Origin of the sequence: Saccharopolyspora hattusasensis, from assembly GCF_050972075.1 — a bacterium.
GTDB classification, from domain to species: domain Bacteria; phylum Actinomycetota; class Actinomycetes; order Mycobacteriales; family Pseudonocardiaceae; genus Saccharopolyspora; species Saccharopolyspora hattusasensis.
Window position 1 is genome coordinate 5,848,577 of sequence record NZ_JBPCDC010000001.1, and the last position, 25,327, is coordinate 5,873,903.

Annotated in this window: 26 protein-coding genes, 1 tRNA gene and 1 pseudogene; 23 read left to right on the top strand and 5 right to left on the bottom strand. The window is 68.0% G+C overall.

The genetic code is table 11. The features are described from left to right. The first annotated feature begins 11 nt into the window (after positions 1–11). The 6 genes from ACRXBZ_RS28030 to ACRXBZ_RS28055 all read left to right on the top strand — a co-directional run bounded on the left by ACRXBZ_RS28030 (position 12) and on the right by ACRXBZ_RS28055 (position 4,498). On the top strand, positions 12–1,340 hold the full coding sequence (locus tag ACRXBZ_RS28030; RefSeq protein ID WP_168587062.1) for a hemolysin family protein: 1,329 nt from the start codon (positions 12–14) through the stop codon (positions 1,338–1,340). Then, a complete protein-coding gene (locus ACRXBZ_RS28035) occupies positions 1,333–1,698 on the top strand; it encodes a cytidine deaminase (RefSeq protein WP_433881632.1) in 366 nt (121 codons plus the stop codon). The genes ACRXBZ_RS28030 and ACRXBZ_RS28035 overlap by 8 nt, the downstream gene beginning before the upstream one ends. Positions 1,699–2,151: 453 nt before the next feature. Continuing rightward, entirely contained in the window at positions 2,152–3,060 is a 909-nt protein-coding gene (gene era, locus ACRXBZ_RS28040; protein ID WP_168587064.1) for a GTPase Era, read from the top strand. 128 nt (positions 3,061–3,188) lie between these two features. Continuing rightward, positions 3,189–3,626, top strand: a complete 438-nt coding sequence (locus ACRXBZ_RS28045; RefSeq protein WP_168587065.1) for a CD225/dispanin family protein — start codon at positions 3,189–3,191, stop codon at positions 3,624–3,626. 69 nt (positions 3,627–3,695) lie between these two features. After that, positions 3,696–4,082 (top strand): CD225/dispanin family protein, encoded by a 387-nt coding sequence (locus tag ACRXBZ_RS28050; protein WP_433881633.1) that lies wholly within the window; start codon positions 3,696–3,698, stop codon positions 4,080–4,082. Further along, on the top strand, positions 4,079–4,498 hold the full coding sequence (locus ACRXBZ_RS28055) for a DUF2752 domain-containing protein (RefSeq protein WP_433881634.1): 420 nt from the start codon (positions 4,079–4,081) through the stop codon (positions 4,496–4,498). The genes ACRXBZ_RS28050 and ACRXBZ_RS28055 overlap by 4 nt, the downstream gene beginning before the upstream one ends. Here the strand turns inward: ACRXBZ_RS28055 and ACRXBZ_RS28060 are convergent. Beyond that, positions 4,495–4,857 (bottom strand): DUF4190 domain-containing protein, encoded by a 363-nt coding sequence (locus tag ACRXBZ_RS28060; RefSeq protein ID WP_010695661.1) that lies wholly within the window; start codon positions 4,855–4,857, stop codon positions 4,495–4,497. The genes ACRXBZ_RS28055 and ACRXBZ_RS28060 overlap by 4 nt on opposite strands. A 115-nt stretch (positions 4,858–4,972) precedes the next feature. Here ACRXBZ_RS28060 and recO point away from each other — a divergent pair, with 115 nt between their 5' ends. The 5 genes from recO (at position 4,973) to ACRXBZ_RS28085 (ending at position 9,340) form a co-directional block, all read left to right on the top strand. Further along, positions 4,973–5,770 carry a DNA repair protein RecO gene (gene recO, locus ACRXBZ_RS28065; RefSeq protein WP_433881635.1) on the top strand — a complete coding sequence of 266 codons (798 nt, stop codon included), beginning with the start codon at positions 4,973–4,975 and terminating at the stop codon, positions 5,768–5,770. A 66-nt stretch (positions 5,771–5,836) separates the two neighbouring features. Then, positions 5,837–6,679, top strand: a complete 843-nt coding sequence (locus tag ACRXBZ_RS28070; protein WP_433881636.1) for an isoprenyl transferase — start codon at positions 5,837–5,839, stop codon at positions 6,677–6,679. After that, on the top strand, positions 6,679–7,092 hold the full coding sequence (locus tag ACRXBZ_RS28075; protein ID WP_433881637.1) for a hypothetical protein: 414 nt from the start codon (positions 6,679–6,681) through the stop codon (positions 7,090–7,092). The genes ACRXBZ_RS28070 and ACRXBZ_RS28075 overlap by 1 nt, the downstream gene beginning before the upstream one ends. A gap of 518 nt (positions 7,093–7,610) precedes the next feature. Beyond that, complete coding sequence (locus ACRXBZ_RS28080; RefSeq protein WP_433881638.1) at positions 7,611–8,642, top strand: permease; 1,032 nt, start codon at positions 7,611–7,613, stop codon at positions 8,640–8,642. After that, positions 8,642–9,340 (top strand): TIGR03943 family putative permease subunit, encoded by a 699-nt coding sequence (locus ACRXBZ_RS28085; protein WP_433881639.1) that lies wholly within the window; start codon positions 8,642–8,644, stop codon positions 9,338–9,340. Before ACRXBZ_RS28080 ends, ACRXBZ_RS28085 begins: the two co-directional genes overlap by 1 nt. A gap of 34 nt (positions 9,341–9,374) precedes the next feature. Here the strand turns inward: ACRXBZ_RS28085 and ACRXBZ_RS28090 are convergent, their stop codons facing one another. Together ACRXBZ_RS28090 and ACRXBZ_RS28095 are read right to left on the bottom strand one after the other, a co-directional pair. Then, positions 9,375–9,800: a Fur family transcriptional regulator gene (locus ACRXBZ_RS28090; protein ID WP_168587073.1), complete on the bottom strand. Its 426-nt coding sequence runs from the start codon at positions 9,798–9,800 to the stop codon at positions 9,375–9,377. Further along, positions 9,797–10,261 (bottom strand): ArsR/SmtB family transcription factor, encoded by a 465-nt coding sequence (locus ACRXBZ_RS28095; protein WP_433881640.1) that lies wholly within the window; start codon positions 10,259–10,261, stop codon positions 9,797–9,799. Before ACRXBZ_RS28095 ends, ACRXBZ_RS28090 begins: the two co-directional genes overlap by 4 nt. A gap of 454 nt (positions 10,262–10,715) precedes the next feature. Here ACRXBZ_RS28095 and ACRXBZ_RS28100 point away from each other — a divergent pair, with 454 nt between their 5' ends. The 5 genes from ACRXBZ_RS28100 (at position 10,716) to ACRXBZ_RS28120 (ending at position 16,036) form a co-directional block, all read left to right on the top strand. Beyond that, positions 10,716–12,101: a glycine--tRNA ligase gene (locus ACRXBZ_RS28100; protein WP_168590185.1), complete on the top strand. Its 1,386-nt coding sequence runs from the start codon at positions 10,716–10,718 to the stop codon at positions 12,099–12,101. 159 nt (positions 12,102–12,260) lie between these two features. Then, on the top strand, positions 12,261–12,917 hold the full coding sequence (locus ACRXBZ_RS28105; protein WP_210434999.1) for a YdcF family protein: 657 nt from the start codon (positions 12,261–12,263) through the stop codon (positions 12,915–12,917). 72 nt (positions 12,918–12,989) lie between these two features. Then, a complete protein-coding gene (locus ACRXBZ_RS28110; protein WP_433881641.1) occupies positions 12,990–14,294 on the top strand; it encodes a deoxyguanosinetriphosphate triphosphohydrolase in 1,305 nt (434 codons plus the stop codon). Between the two features lie 173 nt (positions 14,295–14,467). Beyond that, positions 14,468–14,653 (top strand): hypothetical protein, encoded by a 186-nt coding sequence (locus ACRXBZ_RS28115; RefSeq protein WP_168587075.1) that lies wholly within the window; start codon positions 14,468–14,470, stop codon positions 14,651–14,653. A 288-nt stretch (positions 14,654–14,941) separates the two neighbouring features. After that, the gene (locus tag ACRXBZ_RS28120; RefSeq protein WP_168587076.1) at positions 14,942–16,036 is read left to right on the top strand and encodes a serpin family protein; all 1,095 of its coding nucleotides are present in this window, start codon (positions 14,942–14,944) and stop codon (positions 16,034–16,036) included. 437 nt (positions 16,037–16,473) lie between these two features. Here ACRXBZ_RS28120 and ACRXBZ_RS28125 read toward each other — a convergent pair. After that, positions 16,474–16,617: pseudogene (locus ACRXBZ_RS28125) on the bottom strand (sigma factor); the annotation flags it as partial. A gap of 68 nt (positions 16,618–16,685) precedes the next feature. Between ACRXBZ_RS28125 and dnaG the strand changes: the two are divergent. The 4 genes from dnaG to ACRXBZ_RS28145 all read left to right on the top strand — a co-directional run bounded on the left by dnaG (position 16,686) and on the right by ACRXBZ_RS28145 (position 20,123). Beyond that, positions 16,686–18,578: a DNA primase gene (dnaG, locus tag ACRXBZ_RS28130; protein WP_433881642.1), complete on the top strand. Its 1,893-nt coding sequence runs from the start codon at positions 16,686–16,688 to the stop codon at positions 18,576–18,578. After that, the gene (locus tag ACRXBZ_RS28135; protein WP_433881643.1) at positions 18,575–19,114 is read left to right on the top strand and encodes a hypothetical protein; all 540 of its coding nucleotides are present in this window, start codon (positions 18,575–18,577) and stop codon (positions 19,112–19,114) included. Before dnaG ends, ACRXBZ_RS28135 begins: the two co-directional genes overlap by 4 nt. Positions 19,115–19,180: 66 nt before the next feature. Continuing rightward, a complete protein-coding gene (locus tag ACRXBZ_RS28140) occupies positions 19,181–19,939 on the top strand; it encodes a trans-aconitate 2-methyltransferase (RefSeq protein ID WP_433883988.1) in 759 nt (252 codons plus the stop codon). A 111-nt stretch (positions 19,940–20,050) separates the two neighbouring features. Further along, positions 20,051–20,123, top strand: a tRNA-Asn gene (locus tag ACRXBZ_RS28145). 683 nt (positions 20,124–20,806) lie between these two features. Here ACRXBZ_RS28145 and ACRXBZ_RS28150 read toward each other — a convergent pair. Continuing rightward, positions 20,807–21,673: an FkbM family methyltransferase gene (locus tag ACRXBZ_RS28150; RefSeq protein ID WP_433881644.1), complete on the bottom strand. Its 867-nt coding sequence runs from the start codon at positions 21,671–21,673 to the stop codon at positions 20,807–20,809. 238 nt (positions 21,674–21,911) lie between these two features. Here ACRXBZ_RS28150 and ACRXBZ_RS28155 point away from each other — a divergent pair, with 238 nt between their 5' ends. Genes ACRXBZ_RS28155 through ACRXBZ_RS28165 form a run of 3 tightly spaced genes read left to right on the top strand, consistent with a single transcriptional unit; the run spans position 21,912 to position 25,314 of the window. Further along, positions 21,912–23,678: a thiamine pyrophosphate-binding protein gene (locus tag ACRXBZ_RS28155; protein WP_433881645.1), complete on the top strand. Its 1,767-nt coding sequence runs from the start codon at positions 21,912–21,914 to the stop codon at positions 23,676–23,678. Next, on the top strand, positions 23,666–24,307 hold the full coding sequence (locus ACRXBZ_RS28160; RefSeq protein WP_433881646.1) for an SRPBCC family protein: 642 nt from the start codon (positions 23,666–23,668) through the stop codon (positions 24,305–24,307). The genes ACRXBZ_RS28155 and ACRXBZ_RS28160 overlap by 13 nt, the downstream gene beginning before the upstream one ends. Further along, complete coding sequence (locus ACRXBZ_RS28165; protein WP_433881647.1) at positions 24,304–25,314, top strand: 3-oxoacyl-ACP synthase III family protein; 1,011 nt, start codon at positions 24,304–24,306, stop codon at positions 25,312–25,314. Before ACRXBZ_RS28160 ends, ACRXBZ_RS28165 begins: the two co-directional genes overlap by 4 nt. Positions 25,315–25,327: the final 13 nt, after the last annotated feature.

A 25,327-nucleotide genomic window follows, 5' to 3' on the forward strand; every position in this document is an offset into this window, starting at 1 on the left:
GGGAGTCGGCGGTGGCCTCGACCAGTTCCACTGCGTTCCTGATCATCGCGGTGCTGCTGGTGCTGGCGGCCGGGGTCTTCGCGGCCTCCGAGTCCGCCATCGCCGTGGCTTCCCGGGCCCGCGTCGACGAGCTGGTCCGCGAGGGGCGCGGCGGCGCCAAGCAGCTCGCGCAGCTGCTCGCGGACCGGCCCCGGCACGTCAACCTGCTGCTGTTGCTGCGGCTGGCGTGCGAGATGGGCGCAACGGTGCTGGTCACCGTGGTCGCCATCCGGATGGCCAACTCCGAGGCCTGGGCGGTGGTGATCGCCGGGCTGATCATGCTGGTGGCGTCCTACGTGCTGGTCGGCGTCGGCCCGCGCACCCTCGGCCGGCAGCATCCCTACGGCATCGGGCTCAAGGTGGCGGCGCCCGTGCGGGTGCTGGCCAGGCTGCTCAACCCGCTGACCAGGCTGCTGATCCTGATCGGGAACATGATCACCCCCGGCAAGGGCTTCCGGGAAGGCCCGTTCTCCACCGAGGTGGAGCTGCGTGAGCTGGTCGACCTCGCCGGCGAGCGCGGCGTGGTGGCCGCGGGCGAGCGGGAGATGATCCACTCGGTCTTCGAGCTCGGCGACACCCTCGCCCGCGAGGTGATGGTGCCGCGCACCGAGATCATCTGGATCGAGCAGACCAAGTCCGCCCGGCAGGCGCTGGCGCTGTGCTTGCGCTCCGGGTTCTCCCGCGTCCCGGTGATCGGCGAGAGCGTCGACGACATCGTCGGCGTGGTGACCCTCAAAGACCTGACCCGCGCCGTGCTGGATGCTCGCGACGAGGCCGGTCCGGCGGTGGCGGAGCTGATGCGCCCGGCGAGCTTCGTGCCGGACACCAAGCGGTTGGACGAGCTGCTCGGTGAGATGCAGCTGTCCCGCAGCCACCTGGCCATCGCGGTCGACGAGTACGGCGGTACCGCCGGGCTGCTGACCATCGAGGACATCATCGAGGAGATCGTCGGCGAGATCACCGACGAGTCCGACCTGGAGGAGCACCGCCCCATCGAGTGGCTCGACGACGGCACCGTCCGGGTCAGCTCGCGGCTGCCGGTCGAAGACCTCGGCGAGCTGTTCGGCGTGGAGCTCGACGACTCCGACGTGGAGACGGTCGGCGGGCTGCTGGCGCAGCGCCTCGGCCGGGTGCCACTGCCCGGGGCGGAGACCGAGATCGCCGGGCTGCGGCTGCGCGCCGAGGGCGGCAAGGACCACCGCGGGCGGATTCGCATCAACGCGCTGCTCGTCCGCCCGGTGAACGCAGATCAAGCACCGCTGCGCGGTGCCGACCAGGAAGGAAGCAACGCCCGTGGCTGAGTACGTCGAACCGGTGGCCCCGCAGGAGATCGACCCGGAGGACGCCAAGATCGTCACGCTCGCGCGGTCGTCCCGGGCCCGCACCGGAGCGGCCGAGGGAGCAGCGGTGCGCGACACCGACGGCCGGACCTACGCGGCGTGCACGGTGGCCCTCCCGTCCCTGCGGCTGACGGCCCTGCAGGCGGCGGTGGCGGCGGCGGTCGCCAGCGGCGCCGAGGGGCTGGAGGCGGCTGCGGTCGTCACCGACGCCGACTCCGTCGACGCCGACTCCGCGGCTGCGGTCCGCGACCTCACCAGCACGGCGACGATCCTCCGCGCGGACGCCACGGGCACCGTCGCAGGCGTTCTCCAGGCGTAACCCAGTCCCGGGTCGTCGGAGCGCCGATCCTGGGCGCAATTTCAATGGAAGTTGCGAACTTTCGGCGTGTCGTCCCCCGACACGCCGAAGGCTGTGGACAACTTCCGCAATTTCAATGGAAATCGGACCTCTGATTTCCATTGAAATTGCGGCACCGGGTGCCTCCCCGGCCTCAGAGCCTGTCGGCGATGCCGTCCGCGCCTTTGGAAGCGGCGTAGCCGCTTGCGTTCACCTTGCCAAGACGACCGTTGGCGGGTTCTGAGAGGTTTTCTGGTGAGGACGGCCCCTCCGCCGTGTATTGGGCATACGTCAGGAGGGGCACCCGCAGTCCAGGGATGTCTCTCAGGTTCCGCTAAGCGACCACCCACCCAGACCATTCACCAACAGGCTCTGAGGCGCCCGGGTCGCACGCCCGCTGTGCTGGGGCCAGGGCGGGCCGGTCACAATGGTGCGGTGACCAGCTCCGCAGATGTGCACCGCTCCGGATTCGCCTGCTTCGTCGGCCGCCCCAACGCGGGGAAGTCGACGCTGACGAACCGCCTGGTCGGCTCCAAGGTGGCGATCACCTCGAGCAAGCCGCAGACCACCCGGCACGCCATCCGCGGCATCGTGCACCGCCCCGACGCGCAGCTGATCATCGTGGACACCCCCGGCCTGCACCGGCCGCGCACGCTGCTTGGGCGGCGGCTCAACGACCTGGTTTACGAGACGTGGTCCGAAGTGGACGTGGTGGGATTCTGCGTGCCCGCCGACCAGAAGGTGGGCCCGGGGGACCGGTTCATCGCCGAGCAGCTGAAGAAGGTGTCCCGCCGCACCCCGGTACTGGGCATCGTCACCAAGACGGACCTGGTCGGCAAGGACCAGGTGGCGCAGCAGCTGCTAGACCTGCAGCAGGTGATGGAGTTCGCCGAACTGGTGCCGGTGTCCGCAGTGGACTCCTTCCAGGTCGACGTGCTGGCCGATCTGCTGGTCGGACAGCTGCCGGAGGGCCCGCAGCTCTACCCGGACGGCGAGCTGACCGACGAACCGGAGACGACGCTCATCGCCGAGCTGATCCGGGAGGCGGCGCTGGAGGGGGTGCGCGACGAACTGCCGCACTCGCTGGCCGTGACCATCGAGGAGATGATCCCCCGCGAAGACCGCGACGACCTGATCGACGTGCACGCGGTGCTCTACGTCGAGCGCTCCAGCCAGAAGTCGATCGTCATCGGCCGCGGCGGGGAGCGGCTGCGCGCCGTCGGCACCCAGGCGCGCAAGCACATCCAGGCGCTGCTGGGCACCAAGATCTACCTTGATCTTCACGTGAAAGTCGCCAAAGATTGGCAACGCGACCCGAAGCAGCTGCGCAAACTGGGGTTCTGATCACAACTTCGCGGCGGATTCCCGGGAACCCGCCGAAATGCGTGTGCGTCTCAGGTACGTTGCTGGCCGGTCTTTGCGCACGGCAAGGACACATCGGCTTCTTTTGTTGACCACTAAAAGGAAAAATCGTGACTAATCCCTATGGCGGCCCGCCCTCGGAGCCCAACCCGCAGCAGCCGTACGGCCAGCAGCCAGGCGGATACGGTCCGCCGTCGGGCCCGATGCCGCAGCAGCCCTACGGCCAGCCCGACCCGTACGGTCAGGCGAACCCCTATGCGCCGCAGCCCGGAATGGGTGGTGCCCCACCGAACAACAACATCGGCTGGGGCATCGGTTCGATCTTCCTGTGCTGGCCCTTCGCGATCCCGTCCCTGATCAAGGCCACCTCGGTGCAAAACCTGTGGGCCCAGGGCCAGTACGCGCAGGCTCAGGCGGCCGCGGACGACGCCAAGAAGTGGGGCAAGATCGGGATCATCGCAGGTGCCGCCTGGTGGGTCCTGATCATCCTGCTCTACGTGATCTTCGGCATCATCATCGCCGCTTCGGTGAGCTCGTCCTCCTACTGATCAAAGTCGTGTGGTTGCGGCCAGCCGAGCGCTGGCCGCAACGGCATGCTCGAGTCCCCTGGTGAGGCCATGACCGAACCGTCCGACCCCGCCGGCCTGCCGGCGCAGCAGCCGTTACCGCCACCGCCCCCTCCTCAGCCGGGGCCGGGCCCCTACGCGGCGCAGTTCGGATACACCCCGGTGCCGGTGAACAACAACCTGGGGTGGGCCATCGGCGGCATCCTCGTGTGCTGGCCCTTCGGGATCCCGTCGCTGATCAAGTCGCTGGCGGTCAACTCGTTGTGGGCCCAGGGCCAGTTCGACCAGGCTCAGTTCGCCGCGGCCGAGGCCAAGAAGTGGGGCAAGATCGGCATCATCGTGGGCGCCAGCGCCTACGGGCTGCTGATCCTCGCCTACGTCGTCTTCTTCATCGTCTACGCCGTCCTCATCGGCAGCCTGGTAGCAACGACGCAATGACCGCGACGCGGCTGCGCACCATGCTGCTCCCGGCGGCGACGGTGCTCGTCGGCTGTGCGGCGGCCGGTGTCGTGCTGGCCGCCGACCCGACGTCCGACGCGGGTTTCCCGCTGCCGCCGTGCCCGGTCAAGTGGCTGACCGGGCTCGACTGCCCGGGCTGCGGCGCGACGCGCATGTTCTACAGCCTGCTGCACGGCGACGTGCAGTCGGCGCTGCACTACAACGCGGCGCTGATCGCGTTCATCCCGTTCTTCCTGTGGACCTGGGGCGCCTGGGTGCTGGGCCGCTGGCAGGGGCGGCGCATCCCGACCTGGGAGCAGTGGCGCTGGTCCCCGATGGCGGGGCTGGTCCTGATCGCCGTCTGGGCGGTGATCAGGAACCTGCCGTTCCCGCCGTTCACAGCGCTCTACGTTTAGTCGTTGAACGAGCTCTGCAGGCCGCTGCCGAGGACACCGGTCGCGGCCAGGATCATGAACGTGATGAACAGCACCCAGAGCGCGGGCACGACCCACCCGACGATGATGCCCGTCAGCGCCATGGCGCGGTTCGTGTAGGCCTGCGGATTCCGATTGATCTCGCGCATCGAGACGTGGCCCAGGATCGCACCGACCGGCCCGATGAGGATCGCGCCGTAGCAGGTGAAGATCGCCGCCAGCGAAACGCACATCGAGGCGATGGCCATGCCGTTGTTGCGCGGCATCATCGGATAACCCGGCCCGACGACGATCGGTACCTGCTGCTGGTACGGGTTCTGCGGGTCGTGCGGGTAGGTCATCTCTTCCTCTCAGCGATTGGCGGCGCACACCTGGGACGTTCCAGGACGCGAGCCGGATCCCTCGAATCGCCGCCTTCGCGGCGGGGAACCCGCACGAAGGTGCGACGATGGGGAGGTGAGCCTCTACCGGGATACCGCGGTCGTGCTGCGGGTGCAGAAGCTGGGCGAGGCAGACCGGATCATAACCCTGCTCACCCGGCGGTACGGGAAAGTCAGGGCTGTTGCCAAAGGCGTGCGCCGGACGACGTCGCGCTTCGGCGCGCGGGTCGAGCCGTTCTGCCACATCGACGTGCAGCTCTACACCGGTCGCACGCTCGACGTGATCACCCAGGTGCAGACCGTGGACGCGTTCGGCGTGCACATCGTCGATGAATACCAGCGCTACACCGCGGCTTGCGCGGTGCTGGAGACCACCGACCGGCTGGCCGCCGAAGAAGGCGAGCCGGTGCTGCGGCTCTACCTGCTCGCCATCGGCGCGCTGCGCGCGCTCGCCGGGCGGGAACGCGATTCTTCGCAGGTGCTGGACGCCTTCTTGCTCCGCGCGATGTCCTTCGCGGGCTGGGCGCCGGCGCTCGCCGAGTGCGCGCGCTGCGGTGAAGCGGGCCCGCACGCCGCGTTCAACGTGCAGGCCGGCGGCGCGGTGTGCGTCCGGTGCCGGCCGGCCGGTTCGGTGCGGCCCTCGGTGCAAACCTTGCCGCTGATGGAATGCCTGCTGCACGGTGACTGGCCGTCTGCGGAGACTGCCTCGAACTCGGTCCGCAGGGAGGCCAGCGGCTTGATCGCGGCGCACCTGCAGTGGCACATGGAACGGCAGTTGCGGTCGTTGCCGCTGGTCGAGCGGACGGTGCCGGAGCTGATCCAGGAGCGCGCGGCCGATGCCACGCTGGTCGCCGCCGCCGAGGACGGGCGCTGAACCGATGACCGATCGGGGCGAGGACAATAAGCACGCACGCCCAGCAGTCCGAAGGAGAACCCAGTTATGTTGCGACGCCGTGGGCGGGGCAAGGACGACCCGACCGTGCGGACGCCGGAACCGCACGCCTCCGGCGCGAAGCCGCCGGCGTTGCCGCCGGAATTCGTGCCCAAGCACGTCGCCATCGTGATGGACGGCAACGGCCGCTGGGCCAACGAGCGCGGGCTGCCGCGCATCGAGGGGCACAAACGCGGCGAGGCGGTCGTGCTGGAGCTGGCCAGGGGCGCGATCGAGATCGGCGTCAAGTGGCTGTCGCTGTACGCCTTCTCCACCGAGAACTGGAAGCGCAGCCCGGACGAGGTCCGGTTCCTGATGGGGTTCAACCGCGACGTGATCCGGCGACGCGTCGACGAACTCGACGAGATGGGCGTGCGGGTGCGCTGGGCGGGCCGCAAGCCACGGCTGTGGCGCAGCGTGGTGAACGAGCTGCAGGCCGCTGAGGTCCGCACGCAGCACAACGAGGTCATGAACCTGACCATGTGCGTCAACTACGGCGGCCGGGCCGAGATCGGCGATGCCGCGCGTGAGATCGCCAGGTTGGCGGCGGCGGGCAAGATCAACCCGGAGCGGGTGGACGAGCGCACCCTCGCCCGGTACCTGTACCAGCCGGAGATGCCGGACGTGGACCTGTTCATCCGGCCGTCCGGCGAGCAACGGACCTCGAACTTCATGCTCTGGCAGGCCGCCTACGCGGAGCTCGTCTTCCAGGACACGCTGTTCCCCGACGTGGACCGCCGGCACCTGTGGAGCGCGTGCGAGGCGTACGCGCGCAGGGACCGGCGGTTCGGCGGGGCCATCGACAGGGCGGCGGCCGGTGCGCCCGCCGATGCCGCTCGGGAGGGCAATTGATGATCCAGGAAGCCGCCGCCACCGCGCGGTTGTTGACCGCGGCGAAGGAAGCGCTGGAGAACTACCACGACGTGCACGTCGACGACGACGGCGCGCTCACCTTCCGGCACTCTGACGTCCCGTGCGCCGTGCAGGCGATGCAGCTCGCCGAGGGGCTGACGGTGCTGAGCCTGACCTGCGTGGTCGCCTGGGACCTGCCGCCCACCGACGAGCTCGCGCAGTCGGTCGCGGAGCGCGCGGGGCAGGGTCTGTTCGGCACGCTCGGAGTGGTCCGCACCGAGCGCGGCATGGACGTGACACTGCGCTACGCCTTCCCGGCGGATGGGATGGCGGCGACGCCCCTGGGCACCCTGCTGATGCTGGTGGTCGCGACGGCGTCTCAACTGCGCACCGAGCTGCTGACCGAATCCTAGGGTTTCTGACAGTTCTGGAGCCTGTGTCAATGTGTGACAGAGCGTGGTGTGGTGTATTGCTTGCTGACCGAGCGAAAGCCAAGTCCGGTCAGCGGTTTTCCTGCGCCGGCAGGTGAAACACGTCAGGTACCGCGAGTTGCGTGGGAACCGCCGCAAGGCCAAACGCACGTGGAGACCGTGTCAGACCAGCGTTCGTGCTGGCAGTGGTCGAGGAAGCGTGAAGGCCACCAGTCTTCCTGATGGTCAACGCAGGTGGCGCAAGTCATCTGCTCACGGAACGTTTTGACACGTTTCGTGAACGGCACCACCAACTAACGGCCCGGGCACCAGGCCGGGGGGACCGCAATTTCAATGGAAATCGGATCTTGATCTTCGATGTCCATTGAAATTGCGGGTCGTCACGGAACCGGGGGATGCGCCGGTGTGTCGGTCCGGCGGCAAGCGCGCCGCTTGAGCAGGGGCGATGGTGTCGGTACCGGGAGTCGTGGTGGTGTTTTCGCCCCCTAGTGCGAACGATTATGAGTTCGAACTGGCACGATGATCCGGTGACCGAGATCGCCGACCCGCCGCGCACGCGGCGCCCCAGCATCACCTCGTTGGAGGTGCTCTGCGGCCTGCTGGTCGTCGCGGCGGTGTTCCAGCAGCAGCTGAGTGCACTGCTCGACGTCCCTGCGCTCCGCACCGGCTCGACCGTGTTCGTCGCCGTCTGCGTGCAAGCCATGCCGTTCCTGGTGCTCGGCGTGCTGGTCAGCGGGTTGATCGCGGCGTTCGTCCCGCCGGAGGCGCTGCGTCGGCTGCTGCCCGCGAACCCCGCCGCCGCGGTGCCGGTGGCTGGTGTCGCGGGCGTGGCGTTGCCGGGCTGTGAGTGCGCTTCGGTGCCGGTGGCGCGACGGCTGATACAGCAGGGCGTCGCACCGGCCGCGGCGCTCGCCTTCCTGCTGGCCGCCCCGGCGGTGAACCCGGTCGTCCTGGTCTCCACCACGGTCGCCTTCCCGGACGAGCCGCTGATGGTGGTGGCGCGATTCCTCGGGTCACTGCTGACGGCGTGCGTGATGGGCTGGCTCTGGGCCCGGCTCGGCAAGGCGGAATGGCTCGCGGAGCGGGCGTTGCAGCGGGTCGAGGCGAACTGCGGATCCGGCAGCCGGTGGATGGTGTTCGCCGAGTCCGCTCGGCACGATCTGGTCGAGGCGGGCGGATTCCTGGTGCTCGGCGGCCTGACGTCCGCGGTGTTCAATGTCTTGGTGCCTGCGGCCTGGCTGGAGTCGCTCGGTGGTCAGCTGGTGCTGGGTGTGCTGGTCATGGCGGTGCTCGCGGTGGTCCTCGCGCTGTGCAGCGAGGCCGACGCGTTCGTAGTGGCTTCGATGCCGGGCCTGCCGCTGATCCCGAAGCTGGCGTTCCTGGTCGTCGGGCCGGCCGTGGACCTCAAGCTGATCGCGCTGCAGTCCGGTGCCTTCGGCCGCCGCTTCGCCGCCCGGTTCGCACCCGCCACGTTCGTCGTCGCCGTCGGCTGCGCCGTCGCCGTCGGCGCTCTGCTGCTGGGAGGTGCGTGATGCGCCGGGAAACGCAGAACCTGCTGCTGTTCCTGCTGGGCGGCGCGCTGCTCAAGATCGCCTTGGGCGGCAGCTATCTCCGCTACGTCAAGCCGGCGCTGTTCCCGTGGCTGGTCGTCGCGGGGGTGGTCATGGTCGCGCTGTCGGCGTTCGCGATCGTCCGCGACATCCGGGCCGGCGGGCCCGAACGGCACGAGCACAACTCGCGCAGTCCATGGATGCTGCTGCTGCCGGTGTTCGCGATCTTTCTGATCGCCCCGCCCGCCCTCGGCTCCGACTCGGTGACCCGCGACCGGATGGTGGCGCCGGCGGCGCCGAAGGAATCCCTGTTCCCGAACCTGCCGCCCGAGCAGGCGCCGCTGCTGAGCATGTCGGAGTTCGTCACCCGCGTCATCTGGGACGACAGCGGTGCGCTGAACGGCCGGGCAGTGCGCCTCCAGGGCTTCGTGGTGCATCCGACACCGGGGACGACGCAGCTCGCGAGGATGCGCATCAGCTGCTGCGCCGCGGACGCGGCCCCGGTGAAGGTCGACCTCGCGGCCGCCGCGCAAGCGGCGGAGCTCCCGGCGGACACCTGGATCGAGGTGACGGGCAAGCTGCGACCGGGAACGGCCACGGAAGCCAACGACTACGTCCCGACGCTGGAAACGGTGCTGATCCGCCCGATCCCAATCCCGCAGGACACCTACGAGTACTGACCAGGCCACGTCCGGCGCAAAATCGCCGCCAGTATCAGAAGCCTCGGGCGGTGCAGTCCGGGCAGGTGCCGATGATCTCCACCGTGTGGCTTACTTCGGAGAAGCCGTGTTCCTGGCCGATCCGCTCGGCCCAGTTCTCCACCGGCGGGTCGGCCACCTCCACGGTCCGGCTGCAGTGCCGGCACACCAGGTGATGGTGGTGGTGGCTTGAGCACCGCCGGTACACCGCCTCGCCGGACGGGGTGCGCAGCACGTCCACCTCTCCCGCGTCGACCAGGGTTTGCAGCGTGCGGTAGACCGTGGTCAGGCCGATGCCCTCGCCCTGCCGCCGCAGCGCCTCGTGCAGTTCCTGGGCGGAGCGGAAATCGTTGACCTGGTCCAGCAGGTTCGACACGGCCGCTCGCTGCTTGGTGGCCCGCAGTCCCGGTACGCCGACCGTGGGACCCTCGCCGGTGGTCACGCTGTCTCCGTCTCCTGTCGGGTTGCGATGGAACGTGACGCCGGACCGCGCGACCGGGTGCCGGAGATCTCCTCCGCGTGCGCGGCGGCATCCACCACGATATGCGCCAGGTGCTCGTCCACGAGCCGGTAGACGACCTCCCGGCCGTGCCGCTCGCCGTGGACGACCCCGGCGGACTTCAGCACCCGCAGGTGCTGGCTGATCAGCGGCTGGGCGACGCCGAGCGCATCGACCAGCTCGTGCACGCAGCGCTCCGCCTCCCGCAACTGCAGGACGATCGCGATGCGCACCGGCGCTGCCAGCGCCCGCAGCAGCTCCCCTGCCTCGACCAGGACGCGCTGGTCCCGCAGCGGCACCGGGTGCGCGGCTCGCTCCGGCGAGTGCACGTGGTCGGCGGTGCTGTCCAGGGCGGGGCCCGCAGTCGACCGGGCCGGCTCGGAATCCGGGCTGACGGCGGGCATCGTTTCCTTTCCGGCGAGCCTCGACGCGGGGTCGCCTGCCTGCGGTGACATCGGCTGAGTGCAGTGACGCTCCACGAACCCATCCTACGGGTACGCCTGAGCCGACCTGTCGCCTGAAGCCTCCGATGATCGGGTAGGTGCAGTCAGTGCGCTGCGAGAACCAAGCACGCACCATCCGTTGGCTTTGATGTCAACCGGGCTGGTTCCAACCCGGCTGGTGCTGATCGCGTAGGGCTCGATCATTCGCTGAGCGATCGTGCACTGGGAGCCAGGAATCCCCCGCGTGTTCAAGGGAGGGGGAAGGTTTAAATCAATACCGCACGCCCGGCCGGTGGCCTCGTGCCACCCGATGGCCAGCCCGGGCGAACGTCACCCGGTCCGGGATCGGTACGCTGGGAAACTCCAGCCCGACCAGCTGGTTCGACGTATTTCCAGTGATGATTCCGGAGTGAGCGTGCCCGCCGACCAGATCGACACGATCGTCAATCTCTGCAAGCGCCGTGGTTTCGTCTACCCGTCCGGCGAGATCTATGGCGGTACGCGGTCGGCCTGGGACTACGGACCGCTCGGCGTCGAGCTCAAGGACAACATCAAGCGCCAGTGGTGGAAGTCGATGGTGCAGGGCCGCGACGACGTCGTCGGCCTGGACTCGTCGGTGATCCTGCCCCGCCCGGTTTGGGAGGCCTCCGGGCACGTCACCGCGTTCCACGACCCGCTCGTGGAGTGCACCTCCTGCCACCACCGCTTCCGCGCCGACCAGCTCGCCGAGGAGTACGCCGAGCGCACCGGCAAGGAGATCGCCGAGGACGACCTCTCCGACGTCCCGTGCCCGAACTGCGGAACCCGCGGCCAGTACACCGACCCGCGTGAGTTCAACATGATGCTCAAGACCTTCCTCGGCCCGGTGGAGAGCGAGGAAGGGATGCACTACCTGCGGCCGGAGACCGCGCAGGGCATTTTCGTCAACTTCGCGAACGTGATGACCACCGCGCGCAAGAAGCCGCCGTTCGGCATCGGCCAGATCGGCAAGTCGTTCCGCAACGAGATCACGCCCGGCAACTTCATCTTCCGGACCCGCGAGTTCGAGCAGATGGAGATGGAGTTCTTCGTCGAGCCCGGCGAGGACGAGCAGTGGCACCAGTACTGGATCGACGAGCGCACCCGCTGGTACTCGGACCTGGGCATCGACGCGGAGAACCTGCGCACCTACGAGCACCCCAAGGAAAAGCTCTCGCACTACGCGAAGCGCACCGTCGACATCGAGTACCGGTTCCGGTTCGGCGGCCAGGAGTGGGGTGAGCTGGAAGGCATCGCCAACCGCACCGACTTCGACCTCACCACGCACTCGAACCATTCGGGCGTGGACCTGTCGTACTTCGACCAGGCCAGCAACTCCCGATACCGGCCGTACGTGATCGAGCCGGCCGCGGGCGTGGGGCGGCCGATGATGGCGTTCCTGATCGACGCCTACCACGAGGACGAGGCGCCGAACGCCAAGGGTGGTGTGGACAAGCGCGTAGTGCTGAAGCTGGACCGCCGGTTGGCGCCGGTGAAGGTGGCGGTGCTGCCGTTGTCGCGCAACGCCGAGCTGTCGCCGAAGGCCCGCGACATCGCCGCGCAGCTGCGCCGCAACTGGAACGTCGACTTCGACGACGCCGGTGCGATCGGTCGCCGCTACCGGCGGCAGGACGAGATCGGCACGCCGTTCTGCGTCACGGTCGACTTCGACTCGCTGTCCGACCTCGCGGTCACCGTTCGCGAGCGCGACACGATGTCGCAGGAGCGGGTGGCGATCGACAAGCTGGAGGAGTACCTGGCGGCCCGCCTGCTCGGCTGCTGAGATTGGTGCACCGGTCCGGGCCGGCGGCGTCCTCGGACGTTGCCGGCCCGACGTCTGGGAGCGGTTGAGAATGTTGGTGCTTCCGGACCTGTCGAACCGCCGGTGTGGCCGGACCCGGATCGCCGTCGGCGGTTCCCGAAGATCTGCGAGGATGCCAACGTGAGCCCTCATCGAGCCGCCCATCGGCGCCGACCCGCCGGTAGGTTGCTGGGGCGCGCGGTGGTCGGTGCCCTGCTGGTGGTGCTGCTGGTGATCGGCGGCACCGCGTTCCGCGTGTGGCAGGTGGCCCGCGCCGACGACCGGCGGCCGGTCGACATCGTGATCGTGCTCGGTGCCGCCCAGTACCACGGCAAGCCCTCGGACGTGCTGGCCGCCAGGCTCGACCAGGCCTTGGAGCTCTACCAGGATGGCCTGACCAAGTACATCGTCACGGTCGGCGGCCGGTTGCCTGGAGACGCCTACACCGAGGCGCAGGCCGGCAAGAAGTGGTTGATGGGCAACGGAGTGCCCTCCGGGAAGATCGTGGACGTCGATGTCGGCAGTGACACGCTGGGCAGCCTCCAGGCCGTCGCCGAGCTGTCCCAGCAGCGCGGTTGGACAAGCGCGCTGATCGTGAGCGACCCCTGGCATTCGCTGCGGGCGCGGACGATGGCCAGCGACTTCGGGCTCACGGCGTGGGCGTCCCCGGCCCGGTCCGGGCCCGTGGTGCAGACCCGCGAGGTCCAGTTCAAGTACATCGTCCGGGAAACCGGCGCACTCGTGTACTACCGCTTGACGCACGCCCCGTCCGAGATCTCCGGCGACGGGCTGGGCTGAGGCGCGGCGCGCGACAGGCCGGCCCCGCTGCGCTGCGGCGATGTGTCGGGTTCTGGCCGTAATCTGAGCGCGATGAGCTCCGGAGACCCGACGGGCGCGATGCCCGGCTACGACGCGCACGACCTTCGGCGGCTGCTGCCCGAGCCGCCGAAGGTCGCGGTGCCCGTCGGCGCCCGTTCCGACGACCGGAGTCCGTTCGCGCGGGACCGATCGCGGGTGCTGCATTCGGCGGCGTTGCGCCGGTTGGCGGGGAAGACGCAGGTCGTGGGCCCGGAAGAGGGCGATGTGCCGCGCACCCGGTTGACCCATTCGCTGGAGGTCGCGCAGATCGGGCGGGGCATCGCCGCCGCGTTGGGCGCCGATCCGGATCTGGTGGACACCGCCGGGCTCGCGCACGACATCGGGCACCCGCCGTTCGGGCACAACGGCGAGCGGGCGCTGAACGACCTGGCCGGCGACTGCGGCGGTTTCGAGGGCAACGCGCAGACCCTGCGCATCCTCACCAGGCTGGAGCCGAAGCGGGCCGAATCGGGTGACGTCGGCCGCGGCCTGAACCTGACCCGTGCTTGTCTGGACGCGGCGACGAAGTACCCGTGGCCGAAGCGCCCGGGCCAGGCCAAGTTCGGGGTCTACCCGGACGACCTGGCGGTGTTCGAGTGGCTGCGCGAAGCCGCGCCATCGGCGCGCCGGTGCCTGGAGGCCCAGATCATGGACTGGTCTGACGACGTGGCCTACTCGGTGCACGACGTCGAGGACGGGGTGCTGTCGGGGCGGATCTCGCTGCGCTCGCTGACCAGCGGCGATGAGCGGGCGGAGATCGTCCGGATGGCGGCCAAGCACTTCTGGGGCGACGGTTCGGGGGACACCGCCGGGCAGCTCGAATACGCGGCGTCGGAGCTGGTGCGGTGGCCGGTGGTGGCCGCGGTGCTGGACTACGACGGCACGTTCCGCGCGCAGGTCGCGCTGAAGCGGCTCACCAGCGAACTAGTCGGACGGTTCGTGGCCGCGGCGGTGACCGGGACGGCCGACCGCTTCGGGCCCGGGCCGCTGACCAGGTATCGCGCGGAGCTGGTCGTGCCCGAACCGGTGGTGGCCGAGGTCGCGGTGCTCAAGGCCGTCGCGCTGCGGTACGTGATGAGCGATCCGCAGCGGTTGCGGATGCAGGAACGGCAGCGGGCGCTGCTGGCCGAGCTGGTGTGGGCGTTGTCCGAGCGGGCCCCGGATTCGCTGGACCCGGCGATGGCCTCGGCCTGGAGCCGGGCGGGCGACGACGCGGCCCGGCTGCGCGTCGTGCTGGACCAGGTTTCGTCGTTGACCGACGCGCAGGCGATCGGCTGGCATCGAAAGCATGTACGGAATGTGGCGAATCCGATGTGACGTTAATCTGAAAGGGGAGAGTTGATCTGGGATTTGCTTGCAGAATCCTTACCCAGAGTGTTAATCGGCGGGTCCCGACCGCCGACAGCACGGCCCCCGATCCCCGCCCGGCTGTCCGACGCGGAGACAGCCCGCGGCCCGGCCCCGAAGCCCCGTGCCGCAAGGAGACCCCGATGCGCAACCGGCACTACATCCAGAAGCTCGTCGTTGGCGGCGAGCCGTACGTGAACACCGACAACCTGGCCGACTGGGTCCGGGACCTGCGTTGGCAGGACCCGGCGGCCCAGCAAGCGGCCGACTACATCGCCCAGGAGCTCCGCCTGATGGGCCTCTCCGACGTCGAGGAATCCATCCGCTAGGAGCGAGTTTCCAGACTCGTTCCGCGTGGCGGTGCGGGTGGCAACGGCGACTGGGGCTCACGTCGACGACGGTGCTCCAGGCGGCGATTTGGTGCGGTGATGGCCGCTCGCTCCACTTCGGACGCAACACCATTCGTCCTGAGCCGTCGAACCGCTGGCACGGCGCCCCACGCCCTGGTGCTCGGGTGGGCGAGAATCCGCCAGCGCCGGTGCGAGCGGTGTGGGCCGTTCGGCTGGCAGACTCGGGATCAGCCCGAGTCAGCCGACGCGGAACGGAGCCCAGCGGCCGTGAGCGAACACCTCGACTTCAGCCTGTCCCTCCACCGGCGGCTCGCTCCGCCGGTGGACACCCCGTTCTGCTGGTCGCCGTACTCGGTGGCCAGCGCACTCGGCCTGGCCGCGACCGCGACCAGCGGTCAGACCAGGGACGAGCTGGTCTCCGCGCTGCGGGACGACCCGGCCGGACTGCTGAAACTGCTAAGCGGCGCCGCCGAACTCTCCGCCGGTGGAGCCGCCGAGCCGCCCGTGCTGGCGGTGGCGAACACGCTGTGGACGCACGCGGGTCTCCCGGTCGAGCAGTCCTACCTGTCCACGCTGGAGGACTGGCCCGGTAGCGCGGTGCGCAACGCGCCGTTCCGGGCGGCCCCGGAGGATGCCCGGCAGCTGATCAACGCGGACGTCGCGGAGACGACGCGTGAACTGATCCCCGAGCTGCTGCCCGCCGGTTCGGTCGACCCAGAAACGGTCGCGGCCCTGGTCAACGCCCTCTACCTGAAGGTTTCGTGGCGGCAGGCGTTCGACGAGAAAGCCACGGGTCGGCGGCCATTCCACGCCCCGGCCGGCGACCGCGAAGTTCAGACCATGCACGCCACCCGCCGCCTCGGCTACGCCGCAGCGGAAGGTTGGCAGGTCGTCAGCCTGCCCGCAGCAGGCGGTGTCGAGGCCGTGGTGCTGCTGCCGGACGGCGACCTGGCGACGTCCGAACCGGATCTCGACGCGGCGCGGCTGGGCAGGCTGCTGGCCGCCGTCGGGCAGCAGCGGGTGGAGCTGTTCCTGCCGAAGTTCGACGTCACCGGCGATGCCGAACTGAGCAGCCCGCTCGGCGCGCTCGGGGTGCGTGCGCTGTTCACCCCAGCGGCGGATTTCTCGCCGCTGACAGATCAGCCGCTGCGGGTTTCGATGATCATGCACCAGTCGGTGCTGGAAGTGGACGAGAGCGGCCTCGAAGGCGCGGCGGCGACGGCGATGATGATGCGGCTGACCGCGATCGTCCGGGAGCCGGACCCGATCCGCGTCGAAGTGGACCGACCGTTCCTATTCCTGGTGCGCCACCAGACCACCGGAGCCCTCTACTTCCTGGCCCGAGTGACCGACCCCAGCTGAGCCCGGGGGCCTGCTTAGAACCTGTCGGCGAATGCCGTCCGCGCCTTTGGAAGCGGCGTAGCCGCTTGCATTCACCTTGCCAAGACGACCATCGGCGGGTTCTGAGAGGTTTTCTGGCGAGGACGGCCCCTCCGCCGCGTATTGGACATACATCAGGAGGGGCACCCGCAGTCCAGGGAACCTAATGAGTCGTGAGTCGGCCGTGGGGCAGACTCGGGTCTGGTAGCCGCCGGCAGGTGAGCACTCTGTGGTCCTGGACGTGTGAGTCCTGATGAGAGAGCGTGCCCCTGCCGGTGCGCCGGGAGAGTTGATCGCTGATGGGATGTCGTGCCCGTCCGTGCTTGTGGGACGTGAGCACTGATTCATTAGGTCGCTGAGAGTTCTCCCGCGGGCTGCCGGTGGTGATCGAGGACGGGAGAACGGCGGATGCTCTCGCGGTCGGTCGACGCCAGCCGTAGCCAGGCGTCCTGGACTGCGTCCTCGGCGTCGGCGAGGCGGCCGGTGAGCCGGTAGCCGATGCCGATCAACCGGCTGCGGTGCTGGTCGAATTCTGCGGCGAGGGTGGCGTTCGTGGCGGGCACAGCCGCGATTCTGCCGCACCGGCAAGCCACCTCGACCGTGACGATCACAATGCCCCTAGACTGGGTGCGTGGCAGGCAGGATCCGGGAAAGCGACATCGCCGAAGTGCGCGATCGCAACCGGATCGACGATCTGGTCGCCGACTACGTAGCTCTGCGCAACGCCGGCGGCGGCGCGCAGAAGGGCCTGTGCCCGTTCCACGACGAGAAGACCCCGTCGTTCAACGTCCGGCCCAGCCACGGCACCTTCCACTGCTTCGGCTGCGGCGAGGGCGGCGACGTCATTGCCTTCCTGATGAAGATCGAGCACCTCAGCTTCGTCGAGTCCGTCGAGCGGCTGGCCGACCGGGTTGGTCTCCAACTGCAGTACGAGGGCGGTACCCCGGGGCCGAAGCGGGACCGCGGCACGCGCGCCCGGATGGTCGAAGCGCACCGCATCGCCGCCGAGTTCTACGCCGAGCAGCTCCGCTCGCCGGAAGCGCTGAAGGCCGGGGAGTACCTGGCAAAGCGCGGTTTCGACGAGGCGGCGGCCGAGCGCTTCGGCTGCGGTTTCGCCCCGGCCGGTTGGGACAAGCTCACCAAGATCCTGCTGATGAAGGGCTTCGAGCTCGACGAGCTGATCAAGTGCGGCCTGTCCAAGGAGGGGCGCCGCGGCCCGATCGACCGGTTCCACCGGCGCCTGCTGTGGCCGTTGAAGGACCTCAGCGGTGACGTGGTCGGATTCGGCGCGCGGCGGATCTTCGACGACGACCCGATCGAGGCCAAGTACGTCAACACCTCGGCCACCCCGATCTTCAACAAGTCCCAGGTGCTCTTCGGCATCGACCTGGCCAAGCGGGATATCGCCAAGCGCCGCCAGGCGGTGGTGGTCGAGGGCTACACCGACGTGATGGCGATGCACCTGGCCGGAGTGCCGACGGCGGTGGCCTCCTGCGGCACGGCGTTCGGCGACGACCACATCTCCGTGCTGCGCCGCCTGATGGTTGATAATGACCGTTTTAGCGGTGAAGTCATCTTCACCTTCGATGGTGATGAAGCTGGACAGAAGGCAGCGCTCAAGGCATTCGAAGGTGATCAGCAGTTCACCACGCACACATACATCTCGATCGCGCCTGATCGGATGGACCCATGTGAGCTACGTGAGGCTAAAGGCGATGCGGCGGTCCGCGATCTGGTTGCTCGCCGCATTCCGCTTTTCGAATTCGCCATCAGAAACGAACTTAAAGGGTTTGATCTCGATTCGATTGATGGTCGGGTTTCGGCGCTGAAACACTTGATTCCATTGGTTGCAAAGATTAAGGACGTCGAGAAGCGAGACGGTTATGCCGTCAAGCTTTCGTGGTGGGCGGGTTGGAACGATGAGAACAAGGTAGTGTATCGGGTTCAGCAAAGTACTGGTGCCCCAACGCCTTCACGCCGCCGCCCAAAGCGTAACGCTGCTCAGCAGTCGCTCGGGTTGGATGTCGACCAGCCGAAACGGCCGCCACGATACGACCCCAGGTGGGCAGAGCGAGAGACGCTGAAGGCAGCGCTCCAAGCTCCCGCGTTGGCCGGGCCGATGTATGACTCGCTACCTGAGGAAGCCTTCACTGAGCCTGCTTACGGTGAGCTTCACCGAGCTATTACAGCGGCTGGCGGCACGATGTCTGGCCTAGGAGGGCCAGCTTTTGTTGACGCGATTGCTCAGAATTGTGAGAGCCAGGCGACTTACAGGCTGCTCACAGAACTGGCCGTTGAGAAATTGGAGATCAAGTCGGTAGAGGATGATCCGCGCTACGTGTCCGGATTGATTGCCCGATTGCAGGAACAGTTGGTCAGCAGGCAGATCGCGGACATCAAGTCCAGGGTGCAGCGGATGTCGCCGCTGGAGGACGCTGAGGAGTACAACGCGCTGTTCGGCGACATGGTGGCGTTGGAGGGTTACCGGAAGGCGCTGCTGGACCAGGCGATGGGGACGCTGTGATCGCCTGGCTGCGGCGGTTGGTCGCGCGGCTGGGCGGCACGGCCGAGGTGCCGGCGGAGTTCCCCGGCTCGCTGGAGGCCGAGGAGCACGTGCTGGCGGTGGCGAAGACGGCAGGCGGAGCGCTGCTCGCCACGCACCTGGGGTTGTGGCTGCCGGAAGGCCGCCGCGTCGGCTGGCACCTGCTCAGCAAGGCCACCTGGAAGAACGGCGTGCTCACCGTGATCGAAGCCGAGGAAGCCGGTTCGGCGGGCGGCGCGGTGCTGCTGCGCGACCAACCGGGCCGTCGGCTCGAACTGACCGAGCCGGGGCGGCTGCCCGACGTCGTGCACGAGCGCGTCAACCAGTCCATCCGCTCCCGCCACCACCGGGACCTGCCCGGCGGGGGAGCATGGTTCGTGCAGCGCAAGGTGCCCGGCGAGGACGGGATCGTGCTGCAGGTCCGGGCCGACCAGGACGCGGACGAGGCGGCGGTGGCCGAGTTCGCCGCGACCGTCGCCGAGCGCCTGCGGGAGGCGAAAGGCCCGGAGCCGGACTGATTTCCGCTCGACACCGTCGAAGCCCCGGATATACAGTACGTGCGTACTGTTTACGGAGGTGTGGACGTGTGGGACCCGCAGAAGTACCTGTCGTTCAGTGACCAGCGCGACCGTCCGGCCCACGACCTGGTGGCCAGGGTCGGTGCGGCCAGGGCTCGCCGGGTCGTGGATCTCGGCTGTGGGGCGGGGAACCTGACCTCGCTGCTGACTGATCGGTGGCCAGCGGCGGCGGTCGAGGCCACGGACTTGTCGTCGGAGATGGTCGCGGCAGCCCAGATTCGTGGGGTGGCCGCGAGGCAAGAGGACGTCCGGGACTGGAAACCGTTGCCGGACACCGATGTCGTGCTGTGCAACGCGGTCCTGCAATGGGTGCCGGAGCACCTGGAGCTGCTGCAGAGCTGGCTGCCCCAGCTGCCCGCCGGGGCGTGGTTCGCCTTCCAGGTGCCGGGCAACTTCGAATCACCGTCCTACGTGGCGATCCGGGAACTGGTCGCGGAGTCGCGCTGGCGGGACCGGGTTGGCGAGGTGCTGCGATCCGACGCGGTGCTGTCGCCGATCGGCTACGCGACCGCGCTCGCCGACCTCGGCGCGGAGGTGGACGCCTGGGAGACGACGTACGTCCACGCGCTGAGAGGCGCCGACCCGGTGCTGGAGTGGGTCACGGGCACGGCGCTGCGTCCGGTCACGGCGGCGCTGGACGATGCGGAGTGGGCGGAATTCCGCGCGGGGCTGGCACCTCGCCTGGTGGCGGCGTACCCGCGACGACCCGACGGTACGACCTGGTTCCCGTTCCGCCGCATCTTCGTCGTGGTCCACCGCCGCTGACCAGCGGGTTCATCGTCTGGATCAACAACAGGGGGGGCCGGTGAAGCGGTCTGGGGGGATGGGCTAGAGTGGTTCCTGTCAGCGCGACGAGGGCTGACGAGAACGAAATATTCCTCCGTAGCTCAATTGGCAGAGCATTCGGCTGTTAACCGAAGGGTTACTGGTTCGAGTCCAGTCGGGGGAGCAAAAGCCCAGGTCAACGACCTGGGCTTCTTCTTTTGGGGGCCGGTTTCGGGCCCGAGGGTGCAGAAAAGGTGCAGAATCACGATGCTGCGCCACTGTGGCCGTAACCGGGGCAGTGGCGGTTTGTTGGGCGATGTGCACATCTGCGCAGTTCATCGTTACGTTCGGCTGCCGCTGTGGTGCGTTCAAGCACGAGTGTCTGTCAGCGTCCGTTGGGATGTCCTGCGGTTGGCATTCGCTCTCGGTCGCTTTCCTTATGCGGACGGCTGGCGCCGATCCGTCTCCAGGGCCTTGCGGATGAGCGAGAGCGAGCTTATTGCCGGCGATCTTCGGAAATTCCGGCCCGCTGGGCTTCGGCGATCACGGCGGGATCGTGGGGGTTGAGCAGGACGTCGAGCTGGGTTGGGTAAGAGGTCGTGCTCGTGGGGTACGGAGGCCATCGGCAGGACACGGTCGACGTCATTGGGCTGGAGATGGCGGGCCGGGCGGGCTCGCCTGGTCGCCCGGCTGGGACTTGTGGTGAGCCGAAACACCTTGCTGCGTCTGGTGCAAGTGCTGCCCGACCCCGTGGCGAACGCGGTGCCGGTCCTCGGTGTCGATGATTTCGCGCTCAAACTCGGGCGCCGGTATCCGTTCGTGGCAAACCATCGCCCCCTCACCACTGTGAAAGCCCCGGGTTAGCTTTCAGTCCCGGATCGCGGTGATCATGTGTAGGTTGGTGTTCCGGAACATCGTCGGTTGCGACGCGGTCACTTCGTAGTGCCGCGTTCTCAGTCGGCTCGCTGCTTCGGCGAGTCTGCCGTCGACGTCGTGCACTTCCATGACGATGCGGCGGATGCCGGGCCACACCTCGTCGCTCACCCCGTCGAGCACTTCCAATTCGGCGCGCTCCACATCGATTTTCAGCAGATCGATGGTTCCGATGCCCTGTTGCTCGACCACTTCAGTCACCGTGGTGACCGGCACAGGGAAGGTGTAATTGGTCGCATCCCGTTGTTGCAGAAGATCGAGTGCGTTGATTGCGTTCCCGCCCGTGTTGGTGACGATGGCTTCGAGTGTGCGTCTGTCCTCTTCGTGGTCCGCGTGGAGCGTCGACACGCAGGGCGCGACCGGTGAGTACGTCATTTCGCGGTTCCCGGGCCGCCTGCCGAGGGCGCAGCGGAACGGACGACCGCCCGGCACGTGACGGGACAGGTTCTCCCGCAGGCACTCGAAAGTGGTTGGCACGGGTTCGAAAGCCAAGATCGTCGGGTTCGGGACGTGGTGGGCAAAGAAGAGGGCGGCGAGCCCGTAGTGTGCTCCCGCGTCGACGATCAGCGCCCCCTGGGCGAGTCCCTGGACCGCTGCGAGGTAGGCGTCGTTGTGGTTGACGTCTTCCCAGACAGTCAGCATCTCCGAGGGCGACGTGCAGGAAACGGTCCGGCCGTCCGGAAGGGAATGCGATGATTCTTCGGAAATACGCCAGTGCAAGGCTTCTCCTTCTCTTCGATCCATGCGGCCGCGCCGTTCGACACGTCGTAATGGTTGTCGACACTGGACCGCTGCTGCCACCTGAGTCCCATTCGAACGTGTCTGGACCGCCCGCCGCGGGGGTGACTCCGACTTTCGGGATCGCAAACTGGTGATTCGTGACGCCTGCGGGTGAGATAGGTTCGTCGGATGGACTCAATTGGATGAATTCGCAGTGATATCACTCTTTTTCGCCTCGTTGACATGGGGAGCGGGCCCGGAGAATCCCCGGAGAAGTCCAGCGCACCGGTGCCCAAGAGCGAGGAGAACTCACTACACCATGGATTTTCCCGCCATGACTCCGCTGGGGGTACTGCCGTCCGGCGTGGGCAGTTCTCCGCCATCGACTGATGGACTCGCCCGCCTCAACAATGGCAGGCGGCGGGCGGTGGACCGGCTCGTGGACGCACTGGCGGCGCTGGGTGTCACGCACGTGTTCGGCGTGGGCGGCGCCAACATCGAGGACCTGTACGACGCGTTGCATTGCAATCCAGCGGTGACCGGAGTACTCGCCAAACATGAGTTCTCCGCGTGCACCATGGCAGACGGCTACGCGCGCGTCACCGGTCGTCTCGGTGTCGTCGCCACGACCTCGGGTGGAGGTGCCCTCAATGTGGTTTCCGCCCTCGGTGAGGCGTACACGTCGCGCATCCCGGTGCTCGCGCTCGTCGGTCAGCCACCAACTCGGCTCGACGGGCTCGGCGCTTTCCAGGACTCCAGCGGTCGTGGTGGCAGTCTCGATGCGGAGCGGGTTTTCGGCTCAGTAGCGCGTTTTTGTGCACGAGTGAATTCACCGGATGAGCTGATCATTCGTTTCCGTGAAGCGGCTTCGGCGGCGTTGTCCTCTCCCCGCGGACCGGCCGTTCTGCTGTTGCCGAAGGATGTGCAGCAGGCGCCGAGCGACGTGGTGTTGACCGAGCTGCTCCGGGCGCGGGTCGAAACCGCACCGCTCGAACGCGAGCTTTCGGCCGCCGCGTCCACGCTGGAGTCGGCACGCCGTGCGGGTGGCGTTCTTGTGATCGCTGGTGACGGCATCGCCCGAGCTGACGTGCGCGATCACCTGGCGCGGCTGGTGGACAAGCTGGGGGCGAGGGTCGCGGTGACCCCGGACGCCAAGGACGTCTTCGACAACGGGGATCACCGCTTCGTCGGTGTCTCCGGGGGCATGGGGCACCCGACCGTCGTCGAGGGCTTGGCTGACTCGTCGGCGTGCCTGCTGGTCGGTACCAGACTACCGGTCGTCGCGCGCGACGGGCTGGACGAACTGCTCGCGAATCGTCCAGTCGTGTGCTTGTCCCCCGAGCGGCCCTACGTGGACGCAGCTGTCGTCACCGGCGATCTCCGCGCCAGCCTGCCTGCGTTGGTCGGGCGCCTCAGCTTGGTGTCTGGCGGCGTACTCGATCACAAGCAGCGCATCCGATACCTCGAACCACCGCCGCACTCGGGCAGTGGCCTGGGATACCGCGAGGTCATGGCTGCCATCGATGAATCGTTGCCCCGTGACGCAGCCGTGTTCGCAGATGCGGGAAACTGCGGTGCGGCGGCGATTCACCACCTTTCCGCTCCACGGCACGGGCGGTTCGTGGTCACCCTGGGCATGGGCGGCATGGGGTACACGTTCGGTGCTGCGATCGGTGCGAGTTTCGCGGACACCGATCGGCAGCGCCGCGTCTACGTGATCGCAGGGGACGGCGCCTTCTACATGCACGGGTTCGAGCTGCACACAGCCGTCGAGCATGGCCTGCCCATCACGTTCGTCATCCTCAACAACAACGCCCACGCGATGTGCGTGACCCGGGAGCAGGTCCTCTATGGCGGCGGCTACAGCTACAACCGGTTTGGCCGCGCACGTCTGGCGACCGGCATCAACGCGATGTTCCCTTCCCTCGACGCGCGCAACGCGACCACCACCGAAGGACTCGCTCGCGCGCTTGCCGACACCTGCGCCACCCGGGAGCCGGCGTTCATCTCGGTCGACTGCGATGTCGACGAGATACCACCGGTCCGCTCGTTCCTAAATAAGGAGATGATCCCGTGTCCACGTTGACCGCCATTCCCGACCTGGTCCGCATCGAGAACTGTTCGCGGCCGGAGACCATGGCCATGATGCGGGAGATGACCCGCCCGAAGTGGGACCACGAGGAGATCTTCGGCCGGTACTGCTCGCTCAGCGACCACATCGACGCGCCGCCGCGGGAGGTTTACGAGTACATGGCCGACCCCCGCAGCCTCGTCGAGTGGACGCTTACGCTGCGGCGGTTGACAGAGACCGACGAACCCGGGCTCTGGGCAGGCGAAGAGATGCTGTGCGACGACAGCAGCAAGATCTACGTCCGCACGCTCGCCAACCCCGAGGCCATGACGGTGGACTACCACTGCGCCTGGGATCAGGGCGAGCACCTGTGGATGATCTACCTCCTGCGTGTCGTGGATGCCGAGCTAGTGCTCAACCGGCCGGGCTCGGTGGTGTTGTGGACCAACTGCCGCCATCCCTTCTACCAAGAGAACCCGTGGCCGGATCTGGCCGCGAGTCCGAACCGTCCGTGGGTCGGCGAGTTCTGGGACCTGTTCTACGCCGCTCACTGGGTCGAACTGCAGAACCTGAAGAAGATTTGCGAGCACCGGCACTCCCACGGGCAGCCCATCGCTCCCGAGTGGTCCAAGGAGGACGCGTGAAGCAGATCAGCATGCTCGACGTCAGCAGCTATCTTCCTGGGAATCCAGTTCCCGTGGATTACTACGCGCGCTTCGCCGAATGCTCGGACCAGGCTGGGAGCGCCATGTTCAAGGCGCCCCCGCATCATCGGCACCACCTCGCACCGGGCGAGACAGCGGTGGACATGGCCGAGCGTGCCCTCACCGGTCTCGTCTCACGGCACGGCCGTGAGACGATCCGCGCGGTGGATGTCATCGTCACGCACACGATGTTGCCCGACACGCCCATCCACGGCTGCGGTGGCGAGCTGGCGCATCGAGTGGGCGCGAACCCGGAGTGGATCGTCGACCTGCACAACGCCGGGTGCGTTTCCTTCGTCTACATGCTCAAACTGGCGCGTCAGCTCCTCCAGGCCGACGGCGCGCGGTCGGCGTTGGTATGCGGCGTGGCCAACATGGCCGGGCAGATCTACGTCCAGCCCCAGGTGCGCAAGACGCCCCAGGCGCCCATTCCCGGCGACGGTGCGGGGGTCGCGCTGCTGACGACTTCGGCGGAATCGCCGATCCTGCACGTCGAAACCCTGCACCACAACGAGGTAGCCGGGCACATGCGGTTTGAGAGCGGAGACGGCCGCAAGTATTGGCAGCCGGGCCGCGGCGAACCGCGGTACCGGTTCGGCAGCGACACCATTGAGGAGGCGCTGCACAACGGGAACAGGTTCGTGCCGGAAGTGGTCCGACGGGCGTGCCGACGAATCGGTGTCGACACCGAGGAGATCGACGTGCTCGTGACCAACCAGCCGAATCGAACCTTTCTGCGGAACTGGCGTGAGGCTCTGGGCCTTCCCACCAAACGACACCCGGACACGTTCGATCAGTGCGGAAATGTCTTCAGTGTCGGCGTCCCGGTGACTCTGGACCGCGCCATCCGCGAGGAGACCGTCGTCAGCGGTTCGTTGCTGATGCTCGCGGGCTTCGCCCACACCGGCGAGGTCGCCGCTGCCGCCGCCGTGCGGTGGCGTCCCTGAGGCTCCTTCACCG